The following is an 18,879-nucleotide window of genomic DNA, read 5'->3' on the forward strand; positions in this document are numbered from 1 at the left end:
CGCGAGTTGCAAGCAACTCACGGCCATACCTTCGTATCTTTAGCCAATCGAAGCCGAAGCAAATCAAACTTCAGCCTGCCTTGCGTTTCCGCTGCGGAGCGGACTTCCGCTCGGCGCGGGATTCCTCGACCGCCACTTTCTTCGGCGGCTTCTTCTCTCCCTGCACCTTCGGCTCTTCCATCTGGCGAGCCTCGATGCTCTTCTTCAGAGCATCCATCAGGTTGATCACCGGAGCCAGCCGGCGATGCTGCGTCTGCGCAGGTGCGGCCAACTGGCCGGCTCCCTTGCTCTCCACCAGCTTCTCTACGCGGGATTCATACTCGTCCTTGAATTGCTCCGGCTGAAAGTGGCCTGTGAGCTGCTTCATGAACTGCTCCGCCAGTTGTACCTCCTGCGGCTGCAGATTAAGGTCTTCATCCTTTCCGAATTCGCTCACCTCTCGTACTTCAGAGGCATAGTAGAGCGTGTGCAGGACGAGCCCCTTGTGGTAAGGACGGATCAACACCACCTGCTCGCGCTGGTGCATCGTCAGCTTGGCAATGGCAGCCACCTGGAGCCGCTCCATGCCCTGCATCAACAGGGCATAGGCACGGCGTCCCGGTTCTTCCGCAACGCTGTAGTAAGAGGTTTCGAAATAGATGGGGTCGATATCGTCCAGCTTGACGAATTGCAGGATCTCCATCGCCTCGGACGACTCTGCCTGGAGCCCCTTCAGCTCCTCGTCGGAGACGAGAACATAGGTGTCCTTGTCTACCGGGTAGCCCTTGGCCAGCTCGCTCCGCTCCACAACCCGCTCGCAGTGGGGACAATAAAGCTGCTGCTTGATGCGCGTCCCGCAGACTTCGTGGATCTGATTGAAGCTGATATGCGTCTCCCGCGCCGCTGCAAACAGGCGCACAGGGACGGAAATCAGGCCAAACGTAATATATCCCTTCCACACAGTCGATGCCATGGATCTCCCTCAACGCGGAAGCGTGCCGCGCATGTGGGATGTGACCAGGCGCGCGTGAGGTTTTCTCGCAGCCTTGAAAAATTCTCCGGATTCGGACCTACCCGGCTTATTTGGCCAGCTCGGATTGAACTCCGCGGCCCTCGGAGTTGCTCGGATCATCGGCGGCAACGGCGCTCTGGCGCAGAATCATGCTCGCAACATACGCAGCGCCAAAGCCATTGTCGATATTCACCACAGTCACATTCGGAGCGCAGGAATTCAACATGCCAAGCAGCGCGGCCACCCCGCCAAATGCGGCGCCATAGCCAACGCTCGTCGGCACAGCAATCACCGGTGCGCCAACCAGGCCACCTACGACGCTCGGCAGCGCGCCCTCCATACCGGCACAGACGATCACCGCCTTGGCGCGGCCCAACACCTCATGCTGCGACAGCAATCGATGCAGCCCCGCGACTCCGACGTCATAGACGCGATCGACCGAGGCGCCCATCGCCTCCGCCGTGATCGCAGCCTCCTCCGCTACGGGAAGATCGCTGGTACCCGCACAGAGAACGGCGATGTTTCCGGGCAGTTGTCGCACCGATTGCTGACGCAACGTGATGATGCGTGGAACCTCGTGATACTTTGCCCCAGGCACCAGCTCGCGCACCGCATCGAAGGCCGCAGCATCCGCGCGTGTCGCCAGCACATCTCCGCCCTTGCGCGCCATGCGGAAGAAGATCTCCGCCACCTGCTCCGCCGTCTTGCCCGCGGCGTAGATCACCTCCGGCAGGCCAATGCGCAGGCTGCGATGGTGATCGATCTTCGCAAATCCCACGTCCTCAAAAGGGAGATGCGAGAGTTGCCCCAATGCTTCGCTCGGATCGACGATTCCGCTGCGTACCTCTTGCAGCAACGCCAGCAATGTCTCCCGCGTCGTCATCGGATGGCTCCTGCCTCTGTCGAAGGCGCCGCTTGCAGAGCAGCCGCTGCTATAGCGGCCTGCAACACCACCTTCACCGGCACGCCGCGCTCTTCGGCCAGCAGACGGCAGTCTTCATACTCCGGTGCAAAGTTATAGTCCACGCCCGCAAAGGCTCCTCTCTTGATACGAACGCGCCCGTAGGCTGTCTCCACCTCGGTCCAGGCACGGTCCAGGCATACCCGCGATTCTTCGCGCACGCGATAGCCAAGGGTGCTGGTCTCGCGCAGCAACAGCTCGCCAAACTCCGCGCTCCGCTCCGGGGCCACCAACAGCGTGAGCAGCGTTCCCAGGCGCCCCTTCTTCATCGTCACCGGGGTGGACATCACATCCAGCGCGCCACGCTCCAGCGCAAGCTGCATGCAATGCGCCAGCACCTGCGGACTCTGGTCGTCGATGGCGCACTCCAGCACGGCCACCGTCTCACGGGGCATCAACACAGGAGCATCCTGCGACTGCCCGATGCTGAGGCGCACGACGTTGGGAAATCGTTCAGGATTGCGATGGCCCGCTCCGTACCCGATCGACTCCGTTCGCATGCGGGGCTGCTCCGCGAAATCGCAGCCCAGCGCTCGCAGCAAAGCCGCTCCGGTGGGGGTCACCAGTTCCATCGGGATGCCGGAGGAGTAGGTCGGAGCGCCTCGCAGCAACTCCGCCGTCGCCGGCGCGGGAACAGGAAAACGCCCATGCGCGCAATCGACCCAGCCACTACCCACATTGAGGGGAGAACAAATCCATCGCTCAACGCCCAGCGCATCCAACCCAACCGCATTGCAGACGATGTCCACAATCGCATCCACCGCGCCAACCTCGTGGAAGTGAATCTTCTCCACAGGCACGCCGTGAATCCGCGCCTCTGCCTCACCCAGGAGGCGAAAGGCATCGCTGGCCAGTAGCCGCGCCTTCGAAGAGATCTCCGCTTTTTCGATGATCTTCAGAATCTCCGGAAGATTGCGGCTGTGCTCATGCGAATGGGCATTTCCAGCCTCTGGATCGGCAAGCTCGTGCGGGTGATCCGCATGTTCGTGGTCATGGCTATGTTGGTGGTCGTGCGCATGCTCGTGCCCGTGCTCATGCGCGTGGTCATGCAGGCGCTTCTGAGAATGCTCATGTGAGCCTGCATCTTCCGCCAGCTCCCCGCCCACCAGCACGTCCACCTTCGTGGCCTGGATGCCGCTGCGGTTGACACGCGCAACGCGAAGCGTCGCACCCAATCCCAGCGCCGCTGCAGTCTGCTCCAGCATCGCGGGAGAAACCCCTGCATCCACCAGCGCGCCCAGCAGCATATCGCCACTTATTCCCGCAAAACATTCGATATACGCAGTCTTCATGCGCTCGTCTTATCTTCCTTCACTCTGTCTAAGCTTGCAGGTGCATGCCCACCGGCACCACTTAAGACTTCCACCGGCAGAATCTCGTTCATCGATCCCGAGCGATAGCCCTCGCAATCGATAGCTACATAGCGAAACCCAGCGGCCTTGACTGCCTTGGAGATCACCTTCATCGTTGCTACATCGAGCGCCGCAGCCATCTCCTCAACGGCAATCTCTATGCGCGCAATGTCGCCATGGTGCCGTACCCGAAAGCGGCGAAAGCCCAGCCGCCGCATCGCCTCTTCGGCATCCTCGATGGTCCGCAGCACCTCTGGCGTTACCCGCCTCCCATATTCCACTCGCGAGGAAAGGCAGGCGGATGCGGGTTTGTCCCACAGCCGCAACCCCGCTTCGTGGGCCAGGGCGCGCACATCTTCCTTGGTCAATCCTGCCTCGGCCAGCGGCGCAAGAATCCCATGCTCGCGCGCGGCCTTCTGGCCAGGTCGAAAATCCTGATTGTCATCGAGGTTCAGCCCATAGGCGATTGCGGCAAACTCGCCCGACCCCATCTCGTGCTCCATCACGTCGAACAACTCGTTCTTGCAGTGGAAGCAGCGATCCGCGCCGTTCCTTGCGTACTCGTCCTTCTCCAGTTCATGGGTCGTCACGATCCGCAATGGGATGCTGTGTTCCGCGGCAAAATGTTGCGCCTCCTCGCGTTCCCTTCGCGGCAGGCTTGCCGAATCCGCCAGCACCGCAAGCATCCGGTCCCCGAGAATGCGGCTGGCAGCGTAGGCGAGATAGGCGGAATCGATTCCGCCGGAATAAGCAACCATCACGCTGCCAATTTCTCGCAGGCGCTCCTCCAGCCGCCGCTTCTTCGTTTCCAGAATCAAGCTCATACCTTCTACCCCGCGATGCCGCTCAACCCAGCCATTGCGGATTCCTGCCCGTCCCGTCAAAGTTCTGGGTGTTCTTGTACTTCTCCAACTCGCCAGTCACCGCTTCGCTCGAAGCACGCGCCCGCAAAGCCTTCATCGCCGCCTCATCCATCGGGCGGAAGTTCCGCGCCAGATCAAGCGCCTGGTTCAGGATCTGCATGGAATCGCAGCCGGTAATCTGGCAGTGCACCTTCTGGCTTATCGAATAGTGCAGGCACTCCACCGGCTTGACGGTCTTGCTCTGCAGGAAGATGCCGCCGCCCAGCCCCTTCATGCCCAGGATCCCCATCCCCAGTTTGGACGCTACCGGGATCACCTGGTTGGCAAAGCTGTTGAATTGCGCGTCCATCACATTCACCGGCATCTGCACCGTGTCGAAGGTATAGTGGTGCTGGCTGGCCGTGTCAATCATGTGCAGGTGCATTGCGGGACTCTTATGACCGGTAAATCCGATGAATCGGACCTTACCCGCCTTCCGAGCTTTTTCCAGTGTCTCCAATGCGCCACCGGCAGCGAAAACCCGCTCCGGGTCCTCCATGCGGATCACTTCGTGGATCTGGATCAGGTCAATATGGTCGGTCTGCAGGCGGGAGAGCGATTCGTCCAACTGCTTCTGCGCCGCAACCGCGGTGCGCCCGTCGATTTTTGTCATCAGGAAGGCCTTCTGACGGTAGCCATCGCGCAGAGCCTTCCCCATGCGCCGCTCGCTCTCTCCACCGTTATAATCCCAGCAATTATCCAGAAAATTAATACCCGAATCCAAAGCAGTGCGGATAATGCGGATGCCCACTTCCTCCGGTACGGAAGAAGCCCCGATGTGATAGCCGCCTACCCCTACGATGGAGACCGGAACACCTGTGCGGCCGAGCACGCGCCGGGGAATCTCTCCCCCAGACGCGAAAGCATTGGCCGAGGAACCCAGGCCGGTGATCAACGCCGCACCAGCCGCCGACTTCAAAAACTCTCGACGTTCCATGTGTCACTCCTGCAACTTTCGCGTTAGATTTCAGGGCCTGGACTTCGAAGTTCTCTTGACGGTCAAAAATATTGATGGAAACCACCGTGACTTTTTTGTCCCTGGATGGTCTGATTAAGTGGTTCCACTCCATGCTTGCTTCTTACGACGTCGTGCCTTCTGGCGCCATAAGGCTGGGCTTTATTTTAACGCCACAGCGCCCATGAAGATTCTGAGGGCCTCAGGTATGCACGGGGAAGATACCTGTTTATCTAAAAGTAACGAGAAAAGATGCAACGCTGCTATAAAATCCCGACTGGTGCTTCAAGCGTTGTTCAGACTGCGTTCTCCGGACGGGGTGCATCTCACGAAAGGTACAGCACTCGCCGTAATGGACCTGTGACCCAAGCATGATCAATGGAAAACGAATCGTAGTTGTCCTGCCAGCATATAATGCGGAGTCCACGCTTGAGGCCACGGTACGCGAGATACCGGACGTGGTGGATGAAATCATCCTCGTCGATGATTCCAGCACCGACGAGACGGTAAAGCTCGCCCATGAACTCGGCCTGACGGTTGCCGTACATGAGCAGAACCAGGGGTACGGCGGAAACCAGAAGACCTGTTACTCCAAGGCGCTCGCCTGGGGAGCCGACGTTGTGGTGATGATTCACCCCGACTACCAATACTCTCCCCTGCTTCTCACTGCGATGGCCAGCATGGTGGCCTACAACGCCTACGACCTGGTGCTCGGCTCCAGGATGCTTGGAGGGGGCGCTCTTCGAGGTGGCATGCCTCTCTATAAGTATGTGGCCAACCGCGCACTGACCGGCTTCCAGAACCTCTTGCTGGGCGCTCATCTGTCGGAGTATCACACCGGATATCGCGCCTACAGCAGCGAACTGCTTCGCTCCTTACCCCTTGCCCACAACTCGGACGACTTCGTTTTCGATAATCAGGTGATCGCTCAATGCATCCTGCTGAAGGCACGCATTGGCGAGCTATCCTGCCCGACGCGGTATTTTCCCGAAGCGTCATCCATCAACTTTCAGCGCAGCGTGAGGTATGGCCTTGGCGTGCTGGCGACAACGCTGCAGTGCCTGTTCACCAAGATTGGCTTCGTAACTCCAGATAAATTCAGATTTCCCGAGCCCTTTCTACCCCAGGACGAGCAGGTCTTCGCGCTTGAGGATACGCACCGGTGAATTCCGATCGTCCGCGCGAACCATTTCTGAAGCTTCTGCTGGTTGCCCTGGGAGCCGTCCTCGTCCACGGATATCACCTGGGTGCGGACGATGCCGCCATCTATGTTCCGGCAGTCAAGAAGGCATTCGACCCGGCGCTGTATCCCTTCGGAGCCGAGTTCTTTGAGCACCACGGTCGTCTGTCCATCTTCTCCTGGCTGGTCGCGCAGACCGCGAAATTAGGCCACATGCCTCCGGATCTCGCCATTTTTCTCTGGCATATCCTCGGCATCTTCCTCATGATGATCGCCGTCTGGCGGCTCGCGACACTCTGCTTCGAAGGCGCCTCCGCTCGTTGGGGTGCGGTGCTCCTGGTGGCAGCCGTGCTGACGGTTCCCGTCGCCGGAACCGCGCTGGTCATCATGGATCCATACCTGACGGCCCGTTCCCTGTCGACACCCACCACCATGCTCGCCGTGGCAAGCTTCCTCGCCAGTCACAGGAAGGAAGCCTTTCTCTGGCTGTTGCTCACCGCGCTGGTGCATCCCCAGAATGCCGCCTACGGCTTCGCCCTGTGTGCGATTCTGGCCCTTCCTCTAGGTTGGTTCGCAGTGCCGGAGCCCGCGCCGGCCTATGCCTTTGTCGCAGATCGGCTGCCTACCGGCTTTGAGTTTCAGCCCACGCACGGCGCCTACCACGATGTTCTGTACATGCGCACCTTCTTCTTCGCGCAGCTTTGGCAGTGGTATGAGTGGCTAGGCGTGATTGCCCCCATGCTGATTTTGGCGTGGTTCTCCCGCCTTTCTCCAAAAGGAACGCTCCCGGGCTTTCGTCAGTTGAGCCGTGCGCTCCTGCCCTTTGGACTGCTGACCACCATCGCTTTCCTCATACTCAGTTCTACCCGGCGCTTTGAACCCTTTGTCCGGCTGCAGCCCATGCGGGGATTCCTGCTGGTCTACATCATCTTCTTCGTGCTGCTCGGCGGGCTCGTCGGCCAGTACGTTCTCAAAGCCCGCGCATGGCGCTGGCTCGCGCTCTTTCTGCCCCTCGCCAGTGGAATGTGCCTGGCACAGAGAAGCGCATACGCCCACAGCCGCCATATTGAGTGGCCGTGGGTAGAGCCGAAGAATCAGTGGGGCGAGGCCTTCCGCTGGATCCGCTCCAACACGCCGAAGGACGCGGTCTTTGCCCTGGAACCGAAATACGTAACCATGCCTGATGTCGATCAGCACGGCTTCCGCGCCATCGCCGAACGCAGCGTCCTCTCCGACTACTACAAGGACAGCGGTGCCGTATCGCTCTTTCCGCAGTTGGCCGACGAATGGGCCGCAGAACAGAAAGCGCAGCAGGGATGGGAGACGTTCACCGTCACCGATTTTGAGCGCCTGGCAAAGGAGTACCCTGTAAGTTGGGTGGTTGTAAGGCATCCTGCACCAGCAGGATTGCCCTGCCCCTACAGCAACCCGACCGTAAGTGTTTGCCAGATTCCTGCGCCTTCGCATTAGCAACGGCTCCGCAGGCTTCGCTCGCAATTCCGCTCATCTTGAAGGAGAACCGCGGCGGCAAACTCCGGTATGCTGCTTTTGAGACTTCTTTGCGATGCTGACGATTCTTCAGAGACTGATCCTCGGCTGTTCTCTGCTCCTGGCGATCCTGCTGGGCCTCGGTCTCTCCTATCGCAATACGACCCGGCATCTCGTGTCGGCCAACGATCAGGTGCAATCGGCCGATCGCGCTGTGGCCGCTCTCGCAGAGCTTCGGTCCTCCATGCGCAGGGAAGAGAGTCTCGACCTCCGCATCGCAGCAGGAGACGCGAACCTGCAGAGGGATCGCGAAATCCAGCACAACCAGACACAGCGGCTGATGAAGATGGCCGCAGAGACCCTGCGAGCCCTCGACCCCAGTGGAGCTGCCACCCTTGGAGCGATAGCCCAGGATCGCGTGCTGTCCTCCGCCGGACGCACTCTCGATAATCTGATCGCGGCTGAGGCTGCGAAGCAGCGCGTCATAACGGAGTCCGGGCTGGCGCGGCGTCAGACTCTCGAACTGCGAGCCGCCCTTTGGCCGCTGCTCGCCATGCTGGGGGCCATCCTGGTAATGGCCTTCCTGGTTCTGTCCATATTGCGTCCCCTTCACCTCGTGGCAGAGAGCGCACGGCGCATGGCTCAGGGAGATCTGCAGCAGCGCGTTGAGTGGCGGCCACAGGACGACCTGGGTGTCATCGGTAATGAGTTGAACCGGATGGCGGTTCGTCTTCGCGATCTGCGGGATACAGAATCAGGACGCCGCCAGATGGAATTCCAACTGAGCAACGCGGTGCTGCAATCCATCTTTGAGCCTGTCATCGTAACCGACGCAAAGGGCCACGTGCTCAAACTGAATCAGGCGTCAAGCGACCTGATGGGCGTGACTTCGATCGACCGATTGGCGCTCTCCAGCACTCCGGGGGGCCAGAAGATTCTCGACTCCGTACGCGAAGCCGTCTCCATGCAGCGCGCCATCGCAAATGAGGGAGAGGCGGCAATGCTGCCCATGCGAATCGGCAAGGCGCAGCGCAGCTATCGTCTGCGCACCACCCCCATACGAGACTCGGAGGCGCGGTTGCTGGGCGCGGTCACTGTGCTCGAAGACGTTACAGAAATGCAGGACACCGACCGCTTCAAGACTCGCTTTCTCGAGGTAGCCTCGCGCAAGCTCAGGAGTCCGCTGGAGAAGCTGCGGCTCAGCCTCTACACGCTTTCCCATGGCTTCAGTGGACCATTGCGCCCCCTGCAGGCCGACCTGATCGCCGGTGCAACAGAGGAGGTCGAGAGACTCAACGACCTGATGGCCGATTTGATCGACGTCGCCGAACTCGACATGGGCCATCGCAAGCTCACCCTGCAGAAGCTCCGCCCCATCCAGCTTCTGCAGGACGCCTTCGACCGCACGTCCGATGAAGCAAAGAAGAAGAACATCGAGATAGAAATCGTCTGCTTCGCCGATCTCCCACTCGTCATTGCCGATCGCCGGGCTGTGCGCAGCATCCTGGATAATCTGCTCAGCAATGCCGTTCGCTATACGCCAGAGGGCGGCACGATCCGCCTGGAAGCGGAAGAGAGCGGTACGGACAAGATTCAGTTCCTCGTACGCGACTCCGGTCGAGGCATCGAAGCGGAGCGTCTTCCAACGATCTTCGGGCGCTTCAACGCCTCCGCCGAGGAGGGTACCGGACTGGGCCTTGCACTGGTCCGGCGATTGGTGGAGTCGCTCGGCGGCCAGGTATCCGTGGAAAGCCGCCTAGGTCACGGCACCTCGTTCCGCTTTACCCTTCCGGTCGCAGCTGTGACCGCCAGCCGCCATCCTGTGGAGAATGGGTAACGATTGATGCCAGAGCTGCCAGCAGGAAAAGAGAGACAATCGCCCCAACCCGCCGACCCCTCAGTGGACCCATCGGTCGAGCCGGCTCTTCCGCTTGTTCCCGAGCCACGCGAGAGCCCCGAGCCAGGCAAGCTGCGCGTCTACCTGGGAGCAGCGCCGGGGGTGGGCAAAACATATCGCATGCTGCAGGATGCGAACCTGCTGCGCGATCAGGGTGCGGATATCGTCATCGGCCTGGTAGAGCCGCACGGACGTTCAGAGACCCGGGAACAGATCGGAAACCTCGAAATCATTCCTGAACGCGAGATCGCGTACCGCTCCGTCATACTGCACGAGATGGACCTCGATGCCATTCTGGCACGCAAGCCGGAGATCTGCCTTGTCGACGAGCTGGCGCATACCAATGTTCCCGGATCGACCAACCGCAAACGGTACGAGGACGTACTGGATCTGCTCGAAGCAGGCATCCATGTCTTCGCAACCGTCAATATCCAGCACCTGGAGACGCTGAACGACGCAGTCTCCCGCTCCGCAAACACCACCATCCGCGAAACGATTCCCGACAGCTTTCTGGCCCGCGCCAACGAGGTCATCAACGTGGACGTGACCGTGGAGGAGCTTCGAGCGAGACTGCGGCAGGGAAAAATCTATCCCGCGGATCGGGTGGAGCAATCGCTCTCCAACTTCTTCCGCAAGGGCAACTTGAATACGCTGCGGGAGCTCTCCCTGCGGACCACAGCCGAGCAGGTGGGAACACGCGCATCGGAGTATCGCCGGGTTCAGGGACTGGAGCAGGCCCCGATTCCAGAGAAGGTCATGGTGTGCCTCTCTACCCGGCCTGGCACGGAGCGCCTGCTGCGCGTCGGATCTCGGATCGCAGGCCGTCTGGCCACCAACTGGTACGCGGTATATGTGGAGTCCGACAGGCGCCCCAAGGACCCGGCGGCCCCTCAGCGGCTGGAAGAGATCCAGCGAATGGCGCGCGATCTGGGCGCGAATGTCATAACGCTGAAAAGCAGAAATGTCTCCGACGCGCTGATCCAATTTGCGCAGCGGGAGAACATCTCGCACGTCGTCTTTGGCCAGTCGGCGCGATCGCGCCTCGATATCCTGCTGCGCGGCTCGGTGCTCAACCGTTTTCTCGCAGAGGTTCGAGACATCACCGTCCAGGTCGTCCCGATGAGCAAGGTGGTCCCGGCGAGCAAGCAGAGCAAGCCCAGATAATCGTTGCTCCCCCCGTGGTGGCCTCGATCAGATTATCTTTCGCTCCAGCGCACGCCGCGAAATCCGGTCGCTGCCGGCGCGGTCGTGCTGCGCACCCAATTCGCCAGCGCCAGGAAGTCCTCTGCTACCGGAGAATTCGGAGCGTAATCCACAACCGTCATACCTTCCGCCAGAGCCTCGCTGACCGCCGCGCTGCGCCGCAGCACAAACGGCAGCAGACGATCCCCCAGTTCTTCCCGCAACACTTCGCGAACGTCCAGGTGCAGCGGCAGAGACGCATCAAAGTGGCTCAACAGGAAAAAAGGCTGCACCGGAGGCGCGTCTCCATCCGCGTAACGACGGAAGAAGGCATCCAGCACGCTCAGACTCACCACCGAATTCATATCCGGCGTGATCGGCACCACAAGCGTAGGCGCCAGATGCAGAAAGCTGCGAAGCAGCGGTCCGGACGCCGTCGCCAGATCGACCAGGACACGGTTGCTCCCCCGCCCGAAGCGGCGAAGATCGGCCACCAGGCTGTCCTCCGCCGGCCCTTCCCCAGTGCTGCCCTGATGCTCCACCAAATGGATGGGTACATCGGTGCTGCCCCCTGGCGGCGAAAAAGTACGCACCTGTCCCGGGTGTAACTCCCGCGCGCCAAAGTAAAACGGCAACGGGCTATAGGAGGCGGCATCCACAAGCAGCACGCGCTCCCCATACCCGGAGAGGGCCCGGCCCAGAGTCGCAACGATGCTGGTCTTGCCAACTCCCCCGGCCAGAGAAAAGACGCCGAGGTAAGGAACGTGAGCTTCTCTTTCCGGGACGGGAGTACTCGCCGCCTCATCGCCGCCCGCATTCAAGACGCCCTTCAGCGCAAACCATCGCGACGCCACGCGTTCCCGCGATTGTTGCAGCGGCTCCGTGGAAGCCGCCGAGCCACTCATGGCCACGGAGCCATTCACTGGCATCGAAGCATTCCCTGATCCAGACACATTTGTCAGTCCGGCACGGCTGCCATGCACCCAGGCTGGCTCTTCCAGCGGGATCTCACTCTCCCCATCGCGGATATCGTTCCCGTGAAATGCCGAGGCCCGGGCCTGCAACCCCGAAGAGAGTGATTCGGGATTCATCGCTTCCAGCCGCACAGCTTCCTGCGGCGAGCCTCGCTGCTCCGTCCCCGCACGATCGCCAATGTACCTTTCGTCGCGCTCATAGAGGCTGCGATACTTCCCCGGCTCAAGATTGGCCCACGGGAGTCCGGTTGCATGCTCGGGTTTGGTGTGTGCGCCGTTGCTCTTGTCATCCGTCATGCAGATTCTCCAGCACGTGGCGTTCCACTCCCGAAGCCAAGCCTCCGGTATCCCTCATAAATAAAACGTAAAAATCAACTTAGCCCTCCCAATCGTGCGACGCAATGATACCGCTGCGTTCTCCTCTGTGGCACTTTCGGGGTATGCCGCCCTTCTCCTCTCCCCGCGACAGGCTGCCGCCCCTATTCCGGGGACGGAGCGGTCCACCCTGTGTTAATTTGGAATTGGAAGTCCATGGTGAGAGCTCGTAGCTCAGCTGGTAGAGCATCGCCCTTTTAAGGCGCTGGTCCTGGGTTCGAATCCCAGCGAGCTCACCACAAACTTCCAAGTCCCTCCTTCTAAACCCCTCGCCGCCATCCTCCCGGATCGCGTTCCAGGCTCCATTCCCTGGGTCACTCCATCAAGCTCGTACCGCCTACCTCAGCGTGAAATGCAGGTCCGGCAGCACCCTCAACCTCTCTGCGGCTCCCTCCGGCGTGATGTCCCGCTGCGGCATACCCAGCATCTCAAAGCCGACCATGAACTTCTTCACTGTCGCCGATCGTAGAAGCGGCGGATAAAAGTGTCCGTGGAAGTGCCACTCCGCATGCTCCTTGCCATCGGTGGGTGTCTGGTGAAAGCCCATGGTGTAAGGAAAGCTGGTCTCAAAGAGGTTGTCATAGCGCGTCGTCAACTGCTTCAGGATGGCGGCCAGCGAGCTGCGCTGACGGTCACTGAAGTCCGCCAGGGACCCCACGTGCTGCTTTGCCAGCAGAAGCGTCTCAAACGGCCACACCGCCCACCACGGAACCACTGCCAGAAAGTCGTCATTCTCACAGACAATCCGCGAAGCCTCGGATTTTTCAACCGCGAGGTAGTCGCATAGCATGCAGCTTCCGTGGCTCCTCTGGTACTCGATTAGAGAGTCGGTTTCCGTCGCCGGCTCGTCGGGAATATGCTCCGTAGCCCAGATCTGGCAGTGGGGATGAGGGTTGCTGGCGCCCATCATCGCGCCGCGATTCTCAAATATCTGGACATGGCTGATGGCTGGATTGCTGCCCAGCTCCTGATATTGCTCGGTCCAGGCGTCTACTACCCGGCGGATATCTCCCAGCTCCATGCGGGCCAGCGTGAGTCCATGATCCGGGTGGAAGCACAGCACCCGGCAGCGCCCCCGCTCGCTCTCGGCCAGCAGCAGCTCAGGCCGCGTGGACACACCGGGATCCGGGGAATCCGGCAGCAAAGCCGCGTAGTCGTTATCGAAGGAAAAGACACCCTGGTAGGCCGGATTCTTCTTGCCTCCTGCGCGCTCGTTTCCGGGGCAAAGGTAGCATTTGGGGTCGTAATGGATGTCAGGAAAGCCGGACGACGGATTTACTTCTCCCTGCCACGGGCGTTGGGTGCGATGCGGCGAGACCAGCACCCACTGGCGGCGAAGAGGGTTGTAGCGTCGATGCGGAAATTGCCAGGTGGAATCAGACATGGATACAGTTTTTCTCTTTCTTTGGGCAGGAGCCCTGTCAGGCGGCTGTTACACCGCGCAAAAGTTTTCCAGAAATTGACGGCCGTAGTCTTCGAGCAGGCCCCGGACACGCTCCGGGTCGGGCGACTGAACAATCAGGCCGGCATGGTGATGTTTTTCCACCCGGTAGACAATCTCCGGAGCCGTGAAGGCGGAAGTATCCGGCTCATCGGTTCGTGCCAGGCACAGGATGCTGCCGGCATAATCGCCATGAAGCCGCGGCGGCCGGTAGATCTCTCCGCGCAGGTGGGCGATCTCGATGCGAGCCCACTCCCTCCACAGATTAACTCCCGTCGCGTACTGCACCAGGTCAGCCGCAAACGAGCCACCCACGCGAGCCGCAGCCTCCAGAAAGTAGTATCGGCCATCCTGCTCGGAACGAATGTATTCGGCATGCGTGACCCCGCGAACCATGTTCAAGGCCGGAATCACCCTGCTGTTCAGTTCGCGCAATGCAGCCGAGTCCGGCGAGGCGCGATCGATGGTGGCCGTGGTGAATACGCCGGTTTCCTCAAGCGGTGGCCTCCCGCAGCGGTGTACCTCCGAGAAAACAACCCTTCGTTCGCTGGTTATGGACTCCACGTGAAAGATGGCGCCGGGAACAAATCGCTCCAGCAGGTAATCGCTCTGCCGGTCTCCCAGCACATCCAGCGTGCGCCAGAGCTGCTCAGATTCCTGGATCTTGCGAATTCCGATCGCCGAGGGCTCCCAGCGCGGCTTCAGCATCCAGGGCGCGGGAACAGCGGCCATGTAGGCCCGCAGGTCGTCGTAGTTGAGGATGGCTGTGAACTCCGGGACCAGGAAGCCGGACCGCTTGGCCTCCGAATGCATCGTCAGCTTGTCGCGGAAATGTCCTGTCGTAGAGATGCCCATGCCGGGAACACGCATGTGCTCCCGTAGCGCGGCGACGTTCTGCAGGTTGAACTCGTCCAGCGAGATGATGCGGTCGAATCGGCGGCTCCGGGCCAGATAGGTGACCGTGTTCTTCAACTGCTCGTAGGTCAGGCCCTCCGGCATGGTCAGGAGCTCGTCGAGGATCTCCCGCGGCCAATCGCCATGAGCCAGCTTATCCAGGGTGAGCAGCGTTACTCCGCAACCGAGACGGGCTGCCTCCCGCAGGAAGTCCCCGCCCTTCTCGCAGCTCGCGATACAAAGAATCAGTTCCTTACGATCCATAGCCATCGGACGCTCTCATGCTGAAGTCCACAACAGGCTGCTAGCTTTCCCTCTGTGCCGTTGCGATAGTTCTACCATAAGATCGCTGGGTAGCTTGAGAATCAAGATCGCTGGGTAGCTTTGAGAATCCCGGCATAGCCGGCGGCACGAATCCGTGCAGGTGGAGAAAGGGTTTAGGGGAAGCATGCTCTCGGCATGGAACATTACAGAATTGCAGGACGAGTACACACGCCTGTGGCACCAGCACACTGAGGCTCTGCCAGCCGAGTCGCGGGATGAGTTTTTGCAGGTGGTGGCGGCGCAGCATCTTGCCAATTTTGAGTTATGGCATGAGGAAGACAAGGCCCGTGCCCCGGGGGCGAGCGATCATGAGGTGGCCGAGGTCAAGCGATCGATTGACCGCCTCAACCAGCGCCGCAACGATCTGGCCGAGCGTTGTGACACCATGCTGATGGACTGGCTCTCCTCCCGCGGACTTCCCGCTCCCGAGGCCGAGCTGCACTCGGAGACCCCAGGATTGATCATCGATCGACTCTCCATCCTTGCGCTCAAGCTGTTTCACACCCAGGAGGAGATCGTGCGGCAGGAAGCGCCCCCTGGACACGCGGCGCGCAACCGCCAACGCCTGCATATTCTGTCGGACCAGCGAAGCGATCTGGCCGAATGTCTCGATCGGCTGTGGCAGCAGGTGCTGGCCGGTCAGCGCCGCATCAAGCTTTACCGTCAGATGAAGATGTACAACGACCCAACGCTGAACCCTGTACTCTATGGCAGGAAGTGAACGCGGCCTCACCGCGTTGAACCACTGTAAATTCAGGCGGAATCAACGGCTTCATGCCCTCACATCCGTTGCGGGAAATTGCGAGTGGTTGACGACAGACGCGGTTCTGCGTATAAAAACGATTTCAACGGGAAAGCAATTTTCAGGCGGCACTCGGAATCGCATTAGCTTCCCGTGCTTTGCTCAAGAGAATGGCCAGGGGCCTGGCTCCGGGCGCTTTACGGACAAGGAAATTTTCGTTATGCAAGAAGCACGTCATGGGAATGGCACTCGTCGCACACCCCGCCCAGCAGCGGGAAAGCCTCAAGCCGAAGGCAGCCCTGTCCATCACCCGCTGCCGCAAAAGGCCATGCATGACTACCAGTCGGGTCTGCAGTGGATGCAACAAGGCAAGTTCGAGAAGGCCAGAGTTCTCTTTCAAAAGCTTGTGGACTCTGGCCCGCCGGAACTTGGGGAAAGGGCGCGCGTGTATTTAGTCGCCTGTGAGCGAAACGCTCGCGAATCCAAACTCACCTTTGGGAATACGGGCGAGCAGTACGACTACGCGATCTCCTTGCTCAACACGGGGTACTATGAAGAGGCGCGGGAGCAGTTCGAGGATATTCTCCGCACCGACTCTGCGGCCGACTATGCGCACTACGGGCTGGCGATACTTCACAGCATGACTGGACAGGGCGAGGGTTGTCTCGATCATCTGGCGAAAGCAATTGAGTTGAACTCCCAGAACCGCATCCAGGCCCGCAGCGACTCTGATTTTCAGGACATGGCGGATGACCCTCGATTCACCGAGCTCCTCTACCCCGAGATCTCCTGACCAAACTTCGCCGGGAGCTGGCTCCCTGCAGAATGCTGGATCCATGACCGTCAATACAGCCATACAATGCGGCTCCGGGAAGCTTTCTACCTCGGGGACAGCCGATCTGACTTTGGAAACGCTCGCGGAGAGCGCGCATACATCCGCGCTACGGGTGGTCGCCATGGGCGGCGGAACCGGCCTTTCGACCTTGCTGCGCGGCCTGAAGTGGTACGTAGCCTCTCCTTCGCCGGCTACGGCTGGCTCACCGGCGGCTCAGCCGCACGGCGACTGCCCTCCTCTGATCAGCGATCTGGCGGCTGTCGTGACGGTTACCGACGACGGCGGTTCCAGCGGGCGCCTGCGCAAGGACTTCAACATCCTGCCCCCCGGCGACCTGCGCAATTGCATGGTGGCGCTCTCGGAAGATGAAACCCTCCTCACCCGGCTCTTCTGCCACCGTTTCCGCAGCGGCGAGGGGCTGGAGGGGCATAGTTTTGGCAATCTCTTCGTTGCCGCTCTGGCTGAGATTACGGGCGACTTCGCACAGGCGATCAAGCTCTCCTCGCAGGTGCTGGCCACACGCGGGCACATCTATCCGGCGACCATCTCGAACGTCAGCCTGAGCGCACGCATGGACGATGGCTCGGTGGTGCATGGAGAGACCAACATTACCGCCAGCAAACACCGCATCGCGCAGCTCATTCTGGAACCGGCAGACGCCGTGCCGCTGCCCGAGACGCTGGACGCCCTTGCGCGAGCGGACCTCATCACCATCGGTCCCGGATCTCTCTACACCAGCCTGATCACCAATCTTCTGGTCAAGGGCATTCCGGAGGCTCTGGCGGCTGCTCGCGGAACCCGCGTCTACGTCTGCAATCTGATGACACAGGCCAACGAGAGCCTGAATCTGACCGCCTCCCAGCACATCGAGCGCATCTACGAGCACACGGGTGGTCCCATCTTCGACTACGTTCTGGTGAATACGGCTCCCGTATCCGAAGAGCTGCGGACCCGCTACGCCAGCGAAGGTGCAGCCCCGATTGAGGCCGACATCGATCGCATCGAAGCCCTGGGAGTACGCGTAATCGTGGGCGACTTTGCCGCCGAGGGAAGCGTTCTTCGCCATGACGCCGACTGCGTCGCCCGCACCCTGATGCAGATTGGAATTGCGAGTCAGGCCCGCAGGAGTGCTGACTAGGGTCTGCTAACTTGCCTTAGTTTGCTGCGCTGGCGGTTCGTTTGAGCTGTCCGCAGGCCGCATAGATGTCGCGCCCGCGTGGCCGCCGGATGAAGGCTGGAATGCCACTCTGCACCAGTTTTGCCTGGAACTGCTCCACGTCTTCCGGTTTCGGCATGTGAAATTCAACTCCCGGCCCCGGATTCCAGACGATCAGATTCACTTTCGCAGGGAGATTGGCGCGACGCAGCAGCGATACCACCTCGGCCGCATGCTCGCGCGTATCGTTGATGCCTCCCAGCAGCACATACTCGAAGGTCACCTTCTCCCGGGCCCGCAGCGGAACCCGGCGAACCGCGTCGAAAACATTGTCAATACTCCACTTACGAGTCACCGGCATAATGTGCTCGCGCACCTGGTCATTCGATGCGTTGAGCGAAATGGCCAGCTTCGGGCGCACCGGCTCGGCTGCAAACCGCTCAATCCCCGGCACGATTCCCGAAGTAGAAACCGTCATTCGCGACTCGGCAATCCCCACCTCACCCACCAACAGCCTGACTGCGTCCATGAACGCGTCGTAGTTCAGGAATGGCTCGCCCATGCCCATGAAAACAAGGTTGATGCGGTCGCGCCCTACGCGCGCCTGCTGCTGTTTGAGCACAGCTACCACCTGCCCCGCAATCTCCCCGGCGGTCAGGTTCCGCTGCAGACCAAGCCGAGCCGTCAGGCAGAACTGGCAGTTGACGGCACAACCTATCTGGCTGGAAACACAGATAGTTGCGCGATGATGGCCTTCCTCCGCCTCGTTTGCCTCCGAGCCGTCTCCCTCTTCGCCGCCATCGCCCTCGGGCATCCAAACTGTCTCGACCGTCTGCCCGTCGCCACAGGCGATCAGGTAGCGCTCCGTGCCGTCGGTCGAGCGGAAGGTCTCCTGAATTTTCGGCAGACCCACACAATACCCTGCCGCGACTAGCCCTTCACGCAGCTCTTTCGGTAAAGTAGAGATATCGCTCAGATCGGTGGACCACTGGCGATACAGGGCCTCGGAGAGTTGCCGCGCACGATACGCCGGTTGGCCGAGCTTCTCCATCAGAGCCGCAAGTTGCTCATTTGAAAGACCAAAAAGTGCCTGCTCCTTAGGGCTCCCCGGCGCGTCTAATAATTGAACGTATTTGTCCCTGCCCGGCGTCATTTCCGCATCCTGAGTCGTTTCGACGAGCATAGCACTGTCCCCGGCGGGTAGAGTTCTGGCCGCCGCAAGCAGCCACC

16 protein-coding genes and 1 tRNA gene are annotated in these 18,879 nt (G+C 60.5%); 8 read left to right on the top strand and 9 right to left on the bottom strand.

The genetic code is table 11. The annotated features are described in order from the left end of the window. Nucleotides 1-70: 70 nt before the first annotated feature. The 5 genes from VM554_12040 to VM554_12060 all read right to left on the bottom strand — a co-directional run bounded on the left by VM554_12040 (nucleotide 71) and on the right by VM554_12060 (nucleotide 5,143). On the bottom strand, nucleotides 71-952 hold the full coding sequence (locus VM554_12040) for a Ku protein (protein ID HVJ09103.1): 882 nt from the start codon (nucleotides 950-952) through the stop codon (nucleotides 71-73). 106 nt (nucleotides 953-1,058) lie between these two features. Then, a complete protein-coding gene (gene larB, locus VM554_12045; GenBank protein HVJ09104.1) occupies nucleotides 1,059-1,874 on the bottom strand; it encodes a nickel pincer cofactor biosynthesis protein LarB in 816 nt (271 codons plus the stop codon). Beyond that, on the bottom strand, nucleotides 1,871-3,244 hold the full coding sequence (gene larC / locus VM554_12050) for a nickel pincer cofactor biosynthesis protein LarC (GenBank protein ID HVJ09105.1): 1,374 nt from the start codon (nucleotides 3,242-3,244) through the stop codon (nucleotides 1,871-1,873). Before larC ends, larB begins: the two co-directional genes overlap by 4 nt. Next, on the bottom strand, nucleotides 3,241-4,128 hold the full coding sequence (gene larE, locus VM554_12055) for an ATP-dependent sacrificial sulfur transferase LarE (protein HVJ09106.1): 888 nt from the start codon (nucleotides 4,126-4,128) through the stop codon (nucleotides 3,241-3,243). Before larE ends, larC begins: the two co-directional genes overlap by 4 nt. Nucleotides 4,129-4,150: 22 nt before the next feature. After that, nucleotides 4,151-5,143 carry an aldo/keto reductase gene (locus VM554_12060; protein ID HVJ09107.1) on the bottom strand — a complete coding sequence of 331 codons (993 nt, stop codon included), beginning with the start codon at nucleotides 5,141-5,143 and terminating at the stop codon, nucleotides 4,151-4,153. Between the two features lie 389 nt (nucleotides 5,144-5,532). Here VM554_12060 and VM554_12065 point away from each other — a divergent pair, with 389 nt between their 5' ends. The 4 genes from VM554_12065 to VM554_12080 all read left to right on the top strand — a co-directional run bounded on the left by VM554_12065 (nucleotide 5,533) and on the right by VM554_12080 (nucleotide 10,890). Continuing rightward, complete coding sequence (locus VM554_12065; GenBank protein ID HVJ09108.1) at nucleotides 5,533-6,327, top strand: glycosyltransferase family 2 protein; 795 nt, start codon at nucleotides 5,533-5,535, stop codon at nucleotides 6,325-6,327. Beyond that, a complete protein-coding gene (locus tag VM554_12070; protein HVJ09109.1) occupies nucleotides 6,324-7,811 on the top strand; it encodes a DUF6798 domain-containing protein in 1,488 nt (495 codons plus the stop codon). The genes VM554_12065 and VM554_12070 overlap by 4 nt, the downstream gene beginning before the upstream one ends. Before the next feature lie 94 nt (nucleotides 7,812-7,905). Next, a complete protein-coding gene (locus VM554_12075; protein ID HVJ09110.1) occupies nucleotides 7,906-9,666 on the top strand; it encodes an ATP-binding protein in 1,761 nt (586 codons plus the stop codon). A gap of 6 nt (nucleotides 9,667-9,672) precedes the next feature. Beyond that, entirely contained in the window at nucleotides 9,673-10,890 is a 1,218-nt protein-coding gene (locus tag VM554_12080) for a universal stress protein (protein HVJ09111.1), read from the top strand. Nucleotides 10,891-10,922: 32 nt separating this feature from the next. Here VM554_12080 and VM554_12085 read toward each other — a convergent pair whose 3' ends face one another. Continuing rightward, the gene (locus VM554_12085) at nucleotides 10,923-12,179 is read right to left on the bottom strand and encodes a cellulose synthase operon protein YhjQ/BcsQ (GenBank protein HVJ09112.1); all 1,257 of its coding nucleotides are present in this window, start codon (nucleotides 12,177-12,179) and stop codon (nucleotides 10,923-10,925) included. A 241-nt stretch (nucleotides 12,180-12,420) separates the two neighbouring features. Between VM554_12085 and VM554_12090 the strand changes: the two genes are divergently transcribed. After that, nucleotides 12,421-12,496 (top strand) — tRNA-Lys (locus VM554_12090). Nucleotides 12,497-12,594: 98 nt separating this feature from the next. On the opposite strand, the gene VM554_12095 is transcribed toward VM554_12090, so the two are convergent. After that, nucleotides 12,595-13,641 (bottom strand): UDP-glucose--hexose-1-phosphate uridylyltransferase, encoded by a 1,047-nt coding sequence (locus tag VM554_12095; GenBank protein ID HVJ09113.1) that lies wholly within the window; start codon nucleotides 13,639-13,641, stop codon nucleotides 12,595-12,597. Nucleotides 13,642-13,689: 48 nt separating this feature from the next. After that, nucleotides 13,690-14,862 (bottom strand): hypothetical protein, encoded by a 1,173-nt coding sequence (locus tag VM554_12100; GenBank protein ID HVJ09114.1) that lies wholly within the window; start codon nucleotides 14,860-14,862, stop codon nucleotides 13,690-13,692. A 178-nt stretch (nucleotides 14,863-15,040) separates the two neighbouring features. Between VM554_12100 and VM554_12105 the strand changes: the two genes are divergently transcribed. From VM554_12105 to VM554_12115, 3 genes are all read left to right on the top strand, one after another. Then, a complete protein-coding gene (locus tag VM554_12105) occupies nucleotides 15,041-15,637 on the top strand; it encodes a DUF4254 domain-containing protein (GenBank protein HVJ09115.1) in 597 nt (198 codons plus the stop codon). 241 nt (nucleotides 15,638-15,878) lie between these two features. Then, nucleotides 15,879-16,451: a tetratricopeptide repeat protein gene (locus tag VM554_12110; protein ID HVJ09116.1), complete on the top strand. Its 573-nt coding sequence runs from the start codon at nucleotides 15,879-15,881 to the stop codon at nucleotides 16,449-16,451. A gap of 43 nt (nucleotides 16,452-16,494) precedes the next feature. After that, nucleotides 16,495-17,631 carry a gluconeogenesis factor YvcK family protein gene (locus VM554_12115; protein ID HVJ09117.1) on the top strand — a complete coding sequence of 379 codons (1,137 nt, stop codon included), beginning with the start codon at nucleotides 16,495-16,497 and terminating at the stop codon, nucleotides 17,629-17,631. Between the two features lie 16 nt (nucleotides 17,632-17,647). Here the strand turns inward: VM554_12115 and rlmN are convergent, their stop codons facing one another. Then, nucleotides 17,648-18,832 (bottom strand): 23S rRNA (adenine(2503)-C(2))-methyltransferase RlmN, encoded by a 1,185-nt coding sequence (rlmN, locus tag VM554_12120; GenBank protein HVJ09118.1) that lies wholly within the window; start codon nucleotides 18,830-18,832, stop codon nucleotides 17,648-17,650. Nucleotides 18,833-18,879: the final 47 nt, after the last annotated feature.

The organism is Acidisarcina sp. (assembly GCA_035539175.1).
Lineage (GTDB): Bacteria > Acidobacteriota > Terriglobia > Terriglobales > Acidobacteriaceae > JANXZS01.

Bases quoted from the DNA above. Each gene is read 5' to 3' on its own strand.
- VM554_12040 (HVJ09103.1), bottom strand. From the start codon at position 952: ATGGCATCGACTGTGTGGAAGGGATATATTACGTTTGGCCTGATTTCC.
- larB (HVJ09104.1), bottom strand. From the start codon at position 1,874: ATGACGACGCGGGAGACATTGCTGGCGTTGCTGCAAGAGGTACGCAGC.
- larC (HVJ09105.1), bottom strand. From the start codon at position 3,244: ATGAAGACTGCGTATATCGAATGTTTTGCGGGAATAAGTGGCGATATG.
- larE (HVJ09106.1), bottom strand. From the start codon at position 4,128: ATGAGCTTGATTCTGGAAACGAAGAAGCGGCGGCTGGAGGAGCGCCTG.
- VM554_12060 (HVJ09107.1), bottom strand. From the start codon at position 5,143: ATGGAACGTCGAGAGTTTTTGAAGTCGGCGGCTGGTGCGGCGTTGATC.
- VM554_12065 (HVJ09108.1), top strand. From the start codon at position 5,533: ATGATCAATGGAAAACGAATCGTAGTTGTCCTGCCAGCATATAATGCG.
- VM554_12075 (HVJ09110.1), top strand. From the start codon at position 7,906: ATGCTGACGATTCTTCAGAGACTGATCCTCGGCTGTTCTCTGCTCCTG.
- VM554_12080 (HVJ09111.1), top strand. From the start codon at position 9,673: ATGCCAGAGCTGCCAGCAGGAAAAGAGAGACAATCGCCCCAACCCGCC.
- VM554_12085 (HVJ09112.1), bottom strand. From the start codon at position 12,179: ATGACGGATGACAAGAGCAACGGCGCACACACCAAACCCGAGCATGCA.
- VM554_12095 (HVJ09113.1), bottom strand. From the start codon at position 13,641: ATGTCTGATTCCACCTGGCAATTTCCGCATCGACGCTACAACCCTCTT.
- VM554_12100 (HVJ09114.1), bottom strand. From the start codon at position 14,862: ATGGCTATGGATCGTAAGGAACTGATTCTTTGTATCGCGAGCTGCGAG.
- VM554_12105 (HVJ09115.1), top strand. From the start codon at position 15,041: ATGCTCTCGGCATGGAACATTACAGAATTGCAGGACGAGTACACACGC.
- VM554_12110 (HVJ09116.1), top strand. From the start codon at position 15,879: ATGCAAGAAGCACGTCATGGGAATGGCACTCGTCGCACACCCCGCCCA.
- VM554_12115 (HVJ09117.1), top strand. From the start codon at position 16,495: ATGACCGTCAATACAGCCATACAATGCGGCTCCGGGAAGCTTTCTACC.
- rlmN (HVJ09118.1), bottom strand. From the start codon at position 18,832: ATGCTCGTCGAAACGACTCAGGATGCGGAAATGACGCCGGGCAGGGAC.